The sequence below is a fragment of the Streptomyces anatolicus genome (assembly GCF_019400875.1).
In the GTDB taxonomy this organism is placed as follows: Bacteria; Actinomycetota; Actinomycetes; order Streptomycetales; family Streptomycetaceae; genus Streptomyces; species Streptomyces anatolicus.
In genome coordinates, this window is the sequence record NZ_WMBF01000287.1 from 1 (window position 1) to 8,172 (window position 8,172).

An 8,172-nucleotide genomic window follows, 5' to 3' on the forward strand; every position below is an offset into this window, starting at 1 on the left:
GGGCGCGCGGGTCAGGGGTCATCATCGGCAAGCGTACGGCCGGCGACGGCGCGCGGAAGCAGGTGTTCCGCGCGCCGCCGCTGGTCATGCCAGTGGTTGAGGCCAATATTGACGCGCGCGGCGGTGTCCGAAGCGCTGGCAGAAGTCGGCCGGGACCGGCCATAGTTGGCCCACTTCCGTGCACCTGTTCCGACCCGTTCCGGATCCCGCCGGAAACCACGTCGACTGGGGGTCCCCCTGATGGACCGAGCTGACCGCCCCGACCGTTACGACAGAGCAGACCGAGCAGACCGAGCAGACAGGGCAAGCAGGGCAGACCGGGCAGACGGCATGTCCCGCAGAACCGTGCTCGGCACCGCCGCCGCGGTGGCCGCCCTCGCGGCGACCGCGGGCCCCGCCCTGGCCGCCGGGGGCCCGTCCTCCCCGCGCCGCGCGACGCCGCACGCGGACCGTTCGGTGGACAACCGCTTCTGGACCTCGTGCGCGGACTGGCGCACCGGCACCGCCGAGGGCACCGCCGTCGTCTCCGCGGCCCGCGCCGGCCTGCGCATCGCCGAGCCCGTAGGCCGAGCCGACTACGCCGACCCGCACACGGGCACGACCGCCACCTGGGAGTACGCCCGGTGGACCTCGCCCACGCACCGCTCCACCGTCCCCGCGACGGAGCTGATCGCCTCCTGGAACGCGCGCACCCCGGCCGGCACCTGGATCCAGGTCGAGCTGCGCGGCACGTACGCGGACGGGACGACGAGCCCTTGGTACGTGATGGGCCGCTGGGCCTCGGGAGACGACAAGGAGGCCGACATCCGGCGCACCTCCGTCGACGACCAGAGCGACGGCAAGTCGACGGTGTGGACGGACACGCTCGCCCTGGACGACGCCGAAGCGGGCCCGCGCGTCACCTCGTACCAGCTGCGTGTGACGCTGTACCGCAGGCCGGGCGCCACCGTGACGCCCACGGTCTGGCGGCTCGGCGCGATGGCCTCCGCGGTGCCCGACCGCTTCCAGGTCCCCGCCTCGGAGCCGGGCCTCACCAAGGAGCTGACGGTCCCGCGCTACTCGCAGGAGACCCACATCGGCCAGTACCCGGAGTACGACAACGGCGGCGAGGCCTGGTGCAGCCCCACCTCCTCGCAGATGATCATCGAGTACTGGGGCCGGAGGCCCACGCCCGGGGAGCTGGCCTGGGTCGACCCCTCCTACGCCGACCCGCAGGTGTGCCACGCGGCCCGCTTCACCTTCGACTACCAGTACAACGGCTGCGGCAACTGGCCCTTCAACGCGGCGTACGCGTCGACGTACAAGGACCTCCAGGGCGTCGTGACCCGGCTCGCCTCGCTGACCGAGCTGGAGTCGCTGATCGCGGCGGGCATCCCGGCCATAACGTCCCAGTCCTTCCTCAAGGAGGAGCTGACGGGCGCGGGGTACGGCACGGCGGGCCACCTCATGACCGTCATCGGTTTCACCGCGGACGGCGACGTGATCGCCAACGACCCGGCGTCGCCCAGCAACGAGGCGGTGCGCCGCGTCTACAAGCGGCGCGAATTCGAAAACATCTGGCTGCGCACCAAGCGTTACAACGCCACCGGCAAGGTCGTCTCCGGCACCGGCGGCGTCTGCTACCTGTACTTCCCCACCAAGCTCTCCGCGCGTCAGCGTGCGGCACTGGCGGCCGTGGGAATCCGCTGAGCCGAGGCGTGGGCCCCCTCCCGCGGCTGTGAGGAGGGGGCTCCAGGGCGCGGTGCGGGGTGACCAAGCTCTCCCCCACAAGGAGGTTTCAGGCTGGCATGGTGGAGGGGTCCTCGGGGGGACACCACTGCCAGTCGAACTCAGTGAGAAGACATGACCGCTACCTCTGCCACCGCCGTTCGCGTCCGGGCCCGCACCGGCGGACCCAAGGAAGACGGGCCGAACCTCCTGGAGCACCTCGCGGGCTGGACGCTCGTCGTGGTCCTCGCGATGCTCGTCACGCAGGCCGGTCTGCTGTGACCTGGCTCTCGTAGCCGTCGTCGGCACCGGCCCGCCAGTGCCGGTGCGGGACGCCCACCAGGCCATACAGCCAGCGCACCGGCGAGCGCCGGTGCAGCAGGGTGAGCCCCGCGACCACCGCGAACAGCGGCAGGCCGACCCAGCCGCCGACCAGGCGCACCAGCACGCTCGCGAGGAGCGCGCCGACGAACGGCAGGCCGTGGACGCTGGCGGCCGCGATGGCGATGCCCAGGATCCTCGGCACCGCGCGGTCCTCGTCGGCGCCCGGCAGCGACCAGCCCTCCATGAGCCAGCCGATCTCGGTCGCCAGCATGGTGCCGATCACCGCGGCCCCGAACAGCAGCAGCGCCAGAAACGTGCCGGACGTCAGGAAGTCCAGTACGTGATTGACCACGCTCTCCCTCGGCCAGTGGGTGAAGTCCGCCGCGCCGGGTGACAGGAAACGCTCGTACCCCCGGCCGTCCCAGCCGTGGATCAGCGTCCCGAAGAGCAGGAAGTACCCGCCCACACACTGCAGGTACGCCCAGTAGCCCGCCCCCACGAGCACCAGCGTCTGCGCCACGAGGAACCCGACGATCGCGGCGACCGGGATCCCGCCCGCGTAGAAGAGCACGAACCCCGCCCACACGCCCTCGTGGCCGTCCGCGACGTGCATGGTCGCCCAGGCGGGGTTCTGCCACAGCAGGAAGAGGCCGGTCGGCACCATCAGGACGGCGGCGAAGAGCGCGGTCAGCGCCAGATACGGATTGGCGGCCCGGCTGCGGGTGCGCGGCCCCTCGCCCGCGTTGATCCGCTCCCACACCTGCAACTGCCGCCCCGCGGAGAGCGCGAACGTCGCGCCGACCGCGTACGCCCAGAAGAGGGCGGCCTGGATCTGGATCATGCCGGGACCCTCCTGGCCGCGCCCCTCATGCCGAGGCCTTGAGAGAGAGTCCGCCCGCCACGATCGAGTCCGAGGTGACAAGCGCCTGTTCGGCGCTCACGTCCGTCATGAAGACGAACGGCGGCACGACGGGCGGCACCGGCAGCTTGTCGGGCGTGAAGGTCAGACAGAGCAGGCCTTCGAGGCAGCCCTTGAACTTGGTCAGATAGAGCGTGACCGAGCCGCTCAGGTCCAGCTTGTCGGCGCCCAGGGCCAGTTCCCCGCCCCCGTCCCGCGTCTTCAGCCTGTAGTCGGTGAGCGAGGCGGCCTTCATCCGCAGCACCATGACCTTCAACGGCCCGTCCGCGGTGGGGATCTCGGTGACGCCCGCCAGGATGAAGCCCTTCGGGGCGAAGAGCGTGGTGGTGATGGTCGGCGGGGTCCTCGGCGCCACGATCGACTCCGAGGGCGCCGCCTTTGCCGGGCTCCCGTTCACGATCCCGGCGACGATCACCACGGGCAGCAATACCGCGAGCGTCCGCGTGCCCTGCCCGTCCCGCACCTTCGGCCGCGCGGGATCGTCCTCGGCGTCCTCGGGCACCGGCGTCCAGCCGAAGCCCATGGCGCTGCCCGCGATGCCGAGGAGCATGCCGACGAGGAACCCGCCCAGGTTCGTGGCCGCGAACGAGAGCACCGAGAGGATCAGGGCGTTGAGGCTCACATAGTGGTGCGTGTGCGGCAGGAACCACAGGAAGAGCCCCGCTACGACCAGCGCGATCCCGATGCCGACCGCCGCGATCCCGCCGAGCCCGAGGTTCACCAGGACCGTCAGCGGCGAGAGCGGCACGAGCAGCAGCTCGGCGCCGCCGAGGATCAGCAGCAGCCCGCCCCAGAACGGCCGGGTCCGCCGCCATCTGCGGAGAACCCGGCGCTGCTCCGGCCAGGGCAGCCGCCGGTCGAGCCAGCCGCCGCCGTCCTTGCGGAAGGCTCTGACGCCGCCCCTGCCGCCGCCGGTCAGAAGCACTTCTTGCCGCCGAGGCTGACGTCGACCCGCATGCCCTTGAGCCGGAAGTTGCCGCCGGTCGCCGACCAGGCGTTCGACTTCACTCCGGAGACGGTGATGTCCCCGGCCTGGAGCCCGAACTTGCCTCGCTCGCCCTTGACCCCGGGCACCTCGTCGAGCGTCGAGGCGTCCCGGCCTATCTCCGCGGTGCCGAAGCGGGCGTCGCCGACCAGGTCCTCGCCGTCGATGACGAGATTGCTGGCGGTGACATTGCCCGCGTCGCCGCCCGCGGTCAGCTTGAACACCACCTTGCCGAGCGGGGTCTTGACCTCGGCGGCCTGGCAGATGTCGGTCAGGGTGGCGTCACCGATCCCGAGGAGAGCCACCGGGTGCCCCTTGCCGTCGATGTCCCGGTCCGTCTGGACGTACGAGGACAGGCCGTCACTCGTCAGCTTGCCCGAGGAGACCTGGAAGCTGGTGCCGGAGACGGCAAAGGACGCGGCGAGCGCGCCCTCGGCCATCACGGAGGCCATCACACCGACGGCGAGGACCGCCGGCATGGCCACCACGGCCGTCTTCTTCCAGGAGGTTCTGCCCTCGCGTAACGCGTCGCGTGCTGCGCTCACTGTCTTCCTCCCGTACGTCGTTCCACGTCGTCAAGCGTGCGTAAGGGGAGTGCGTGAAAGCGCCTCGGCGGCCGGACCGGCCGGTGGCACGGTTCTGCCATACTGCGGACAATCCGAGGCAGTTGGAGACTAGGGCCGGAATTGAATAATAGTCAACAGCGCGGTACCGACCGCTCCGCGGCACGGCGCGCCGAACTCATCACCATCGGCCGGAAGTTGTTCGCCGACACCTCCTACGACGCCCTGTCGATGGACGACATCGCGAAGCAGGCGGGCGTCGCCAAAGGGCTGATCTACTACTACTTCAAGTCCAAGCGCGGCTACTACCTCGCGATCATCGAGGACTCCGTCGCCGACCTCGTCGCGCGCGCCGGACGCCACGACGACCTCCCGCCCGCGGACCGCGTGCAGCGCACCATCGACGGCTATCTGCGCTACGCCGAGCACCACCAGGCGGCCTACCGCGCGATCATCAGCGGCGGTGTCGGCTTCGACGCCGAGGTGCAGGCGATACGGGACGGCGTGCGCGAGGCGGTGATCGCGACGATCGCCGAAGTGACGTACGGCCGCAAGGACATCCCGCGCCTGGCGCGGACCGCGCTGCTCGGCTGGCTGTGCAGCGTCGAGGGCGTCACGCTCGACTGGATCGGCCACCGCGCGCTGGAGCGCGAGACGGTCCGCGACCTGCTCGTGCGCACGCTCGGGGACACGCTGCGCGTCATCGAGGAGTTCGAGCCGTCCTACCCGGCCCCGTCGCGCCCCTGAAGCGGCGCACGCCTCGGGGGCGGGAGCCGACCGGCTCCCGCCCCCAAGTCTCGTACGAACGAAGTCAGTTGATGGCCTTGATCAGCTCACCGTTGGTCGTGTCGCCGCTCAGCTCCCAGAAGAACGTGCCGCCAAGGCCCGCCTGGTTCTTGTAGTTCATCTTCCCCGCGATGGTCGCCGGAGTGTCGTAGCTCCACCAGTTGTTGCCGCAGTGCGCGTACGCCGTCCCGCCGACCGTGCCATTCGCCGGGCACTTGGTCTTCAGCACCTTGTAGTCGTCGATGCCCTGCTCGTACTTGCCCGCCGCGGGACCGGTCGCCGTGCCGCCGGGGGCCTTCTGTGTGACGCCCGTCCAGCCTCGGCCGTAGAAGCCGATGCCGAGCAGCAGCTTCTGCGACGGGAGGCCGAGAGCCTTGAGCTTCTTGATGGTGGCGTCGGAGTTGTACGAGGCCTTCGGGATGCCGCTGTAGGAGGTGAGCGGCGAGTGCGGGGCCGTCGGGCCCTTGGCGTCCCAGGCGCCGAAGTAGTCGTACGTCATGGGGTTGTACCAGTTGACGTACTGCGCGGCGCCCGCGTAGTCGGCGGCGTCGATCTTGCCGCCCGCCGAGGCGTCCGCCGGGATCGCCGCGGTGACCAGATTGCCGGAGCCGAACTTCGCGCGGACCGCGGCCATCAGGTTCTTGTACGCCGCGCGCCCGCTGGTGTCGCACGTCAGACCGCAGGCGTTGGGGTACTCCCAGTCGATGTCGATGCCGTCGAAGACATCGGCCCACTTGGAGTTCTCCACCAGGTCGTAGCAGGACTTGGCGAAGGCCTCGGGGTTCTTCGCGGCCTCGGTGAACCCGCCCGACCAGGTCCAGCCGCCGAAGGACCACAGCACCTTGAGGTCCGGGTGCTTCTTCTTCAGCTTGCGCAGCTGGTTGAAGTTGCCTCGCAGCGGCTGGTCCCAGGTGTCGGCCACGCCGTCCACCGACTGGTCGGCGGTGTAGGCCTTGTCGGTCGCCGCGTAGGCGTCGCCCATCGCGCACTTGCCGCCCTGCACGTTGCCGAAGGCGTAGTTGATGTGCGTGAGCTTGCTGGCCGAGCCGGACGTCTCGATGTTCTTGACGTGGTAGTTCCGGTCGTAGACGCCCCATTCGGTGAAGTATCCGACGACCTTGGAACCGGCGGCGGCCTTCGTCGCGGGGGCCTTGTCCTGCTCGGCGGCGGCGGTGCCTGCGCCCGCGAGCAGGCCCGCGCCGAGTACGGCGCAACAGGCGGTCGCGAGGACGGCCCGGAGGCCGGCGCGGGGGGAGTGCGGTCTGAGCATCGTGTCTCCTTGTGGGGGGACAGGGAGGGGAGGTAGCGCTGTGGACCTGCTGACGCCCCGCCCATGCGCTTGGCATGAACGCGGTAAGACGTTGCGGGGAAGAGTAGGAGGACTAGACCAGTACGGTCAATGGTTCGTACCAATCCCGTCGCGTGGTGACGATCTCGGATATCTTTCGAGTAAGCGGTCGTTAACTAGTGACTGGGGTACCGCCGATCGGGCATACTCAACGCGCCGCAGCCGCTGGTCAGCCGCTTCCGTGACCCGGAGGGAGACCCTGGCTCGGCATCGTTTCCGGCGTCGCCGCCTCACCCTGCGCGGGCGTCCGCCGTAGCCCCACAGGGAGGAGAGCGTCATGCCCGACCACGCCCCGCAGCCGGTGGACCGTCAGCTGCCGACGGATGAGGCCAGGGATCTGCTCTCGCTCGTCCGGGACATCGTCCACCGCGAGATCGCCCCGAAGGCGGCAGAGGAAGAGGAAGCCGGGCGCTTCCCGCGTGAGATCTTCACCCTCCTCTCCGAGGCCGGCCTGCTCGGCCTCGCGTACGACTCCGAGTTCGGCGGCGGCGACCAGCCCTACGAGGTCTACCTCCAGGTGCTTGAGGAGCTGGCCGCCGCGCGGCTGACCGTCGGCCTCGGCGTCAGTGTCCACTCGCTCTCCTGCCACGCGCTCGCGGGGTACGGCACCAAGGAGCAGCAGACCGAACACCTGCCCGCCATGCTGGGCGGCGGCCTCCTCGGCGCGTACTGCCTCTCGGAGCCCGCTTCCGGCTCGGACGCGGCGTCCCTGCGTACGAAGGCCGTGCGCGACGGCGACCACTGGGTCATCGACGGCACCAAGGCCTGGATCACGCACGGCGGAGTCGCCGACTTCTACACCGTGCTCGCCCGCACCGGCGGCGAGGGCGCCCGGGGCGTCACGGCCTTCCTGGTGCCGGGTGACGCCGAGGGGCTGAGCGCCGCGGCGCCGGAGAAGAAGATGGGCATGAAGGGCTCGCCCACCGCCCAGGTCCACTTCGACGGCGTACGCATCCCGGACTCGTGCCGCATCGGCGACGAGGGCCAGGGCTTCGCCATCGCGCTCTCCGCGCTCGACTCGGGCCGGCTCGGCATCGCGGCCTGCGCCATCGGCGTGGCCCAGGCGGCGCTGGACGAGGCGCTCGCGTACGCCACCGAGCGGCGCCAGTTCGGCCGGCCGATCGCGGACTTCCAGGGTCTGCGCTTCATGCTCGCCGACATGGCGACGCAGATCGAGGCGGGCCGGGCGCTCTATCTGTCGGCGGCCAGGCTGCGCGACGCGGGGCGGCCGTTCGCCAAGCAGGCGGCCATGGCCAAGCTGCTGTGCACGGACGCGGCGATGAAGGTGACGACGGACGCGGTGCAGGTCCTCGGGGGCTACGGCTACACGGCGGACTTCCCCGTGGAGCGCCTCATGCGTGAGGCCAAGGTGCTGCAGATCGTCGAGGGCACCAATCAGATCCAGCGCATGGTCATCGCCCGTCACCTCGCGGGTCCCGAGACGCGCTGAACTGCCCGCGGGGCGCGGGCGGCGCCATCAGCCGGGCCCACTCGGGGTCGTGCCGCCCGGGCAGCGTCCGGCCCCGGTCGGCCCAGTGGC

8 protein-coding genes are annotated in these 8,172 nt (G+C 70.6%); 4 read left to right on the plus strand and 4 right to left on the minus strand.

Translation table 11 applies throughout. The features are described 5' to 3' along the window. Positions 1-330: 330 nt before the first annotated feature. Complete coding sequence (locus GKQ77_RS22320) at positions 331-1,689, plus strand: C39 family peptidase (RefSeq protein WP_258021751.1); 1,359 nt, start codon at positions 331-333, stop codon at positions 1,687-1,689. A 153-nt stretch (positions 1,690-1,842) separates the two neighbouring features. Beyond that, positions 1,843-1,989, plus strand: a complete 147-nt coding sequence (locus tag GKQ77_RS22325; protein ID WP_125511519.1) for an SCO1431 family membrane protein — start codon at positions 1,843-1,845, stop codon at positions 1,987-1,989. On the opposite strand, the gene GKQ77_RS22330 is transcribed toward GKQ77_RS22325, so the two are convergent. Genes GKQ77_RS22330 through GKQ77_RS22340 form a run of 3 tightly spaced genes read right to left on the minus strand, consistent with a single transcriptional unit; the run spans position 1,967 to position 4,414 of the window. After that, the gene (locus tag GKQ77_RS22330) at positions 1,967-2,872 is read right to left on the minus strand and encodes a hypothetical protein (RefSeq protein WP_219690713.1); all 906 of its coding nucleotides are present in this window, start codon (positions 2,870-2,872) and stop codon (positions 1,967-1,969) included. The genes GKQ77_RS22325 and GKQ77_RS22330 overlap by 23 nt on opposite strands. Positions 2,873-2,897: 25 nt before the next feature. Then, on the minus strand, positions 2,898-3,875 hold the full coding sequence (locus GKQ77_RS22335; protein ID WP_372459953.1) for a DUF6114 domain-containing protein: 978 nt from the start codon (positions 3,873-3,875) through the stop codon (positions 2,898-2,900). Then, complete coding sequence (locus GKQ77_RS22340; protein WP_258021752.1) at positions 3,866-4,414, minus strand: DUF6230 family protein; 549 nt, start codon at positions 4,412-4,414, stop codon at positions 3,866-3,868. The genes GKQ77_RS22335 and GKQ77_RS22340 overlap by 10 nt, the downstream gene beginning before the upstream one ends. Before the next feature lie 207 nt (positions 4,415-4,621). On the opposite strand from GKQ77_RS22340, the gene GKQ77_RS22345 reads away from it, so the two are divergent. Beyond that, positions 4,622-5,245: a TetR/AcrR family transcriptional regulator gene (locus tag GKQ77_RS22345; RefSeq protein WP_219690715.1), complete on the plus strand. Its 624-nt coding sequence runs from the start codon at positions 4,622-4,624 to the stop codon at positions 5,243-5,245. A gap of 64 nt (positions 5,246-5,309) precedes the next feature. Here the strand turns inward: GKQ77_RS22345 and GKQ77_RS22350 are convergent, their stop codons facing one another. After that, entirely contained in the window at positions 5,310-6,554 is a 1,245-nt protein-coding gene (locus tag GKQ77_RS22350; RefSeq protein ID WP_219690716.1) for a glycoside hydrolase family 18 protein, read from the minus strand. A gap of 355 nt (positions 6,555-6,909) precedes the next feature. On the opposite strand from GKQ77_RS22350, the gene GKQ77_RS22355 reads away from it, so the two are divergent. Next, the gene (locus GKQ77_RS22355) at positions 6,910-8,082 is read left to right on the plus strand and encodes an acyl-CoA dehydrogenase family protein (protein WP_219690717.1); all 1,173 of its coding nucleotides are present in this window, start codon (positions 6,910-6,912) and stop codon (positions 8,080-8,082) included. Positions 8,083-8,172: the final 90 nt, after the last annotated feature.

Bases quoted from the DNA above. Each gene is read 5' to 3' on its own strand.
- GKQ77_RS22340 (WP_258021752.1), bottom strand. From the start codon at position 4,414: ATGCCGGCGGTCCTCGCCGTCGGTGTGATGGCCTCCGTGATGGCCGAG.
- GKQ77_RS22350 (WP_219690716.1), bottom strand. From the start codon at position 6,554: ATGCTCAGACCGCACTCCCCCCGCGCCGGCCTCCGGGCCGTCCTCGCG.
- GKQ77_RS22320 (WP_258021751.1), top strand. From the start codon at position 331: ATGTCCCGCAGAACCGTGCTCGGCACCGCCGCCGCGGTGGCCGCCCTC.
- GKQ77_RS22355 (WP_219690717.1), top strand. From the start codon at position 6,910: ATGCCCGACCACGCCCCGCAGCCGGTGGACCGTCAGCTGCCGACGGAT.
- GKQ77_RS22330 (WP_219690713.1), bottom strand. From the start codon at position 2,872: ATGATCCAGATCCAGGCCGCCCTCTTCTGGGCGTACGCGGTCGGCGCG.
- GKQ77_RS22325 (WP_125511519.1), top strand. From the start codon at position 1,843: ATGACCGCTACCTCTGCCACCGCCGTTCGCGTCCGGGCCCGCACCGGC.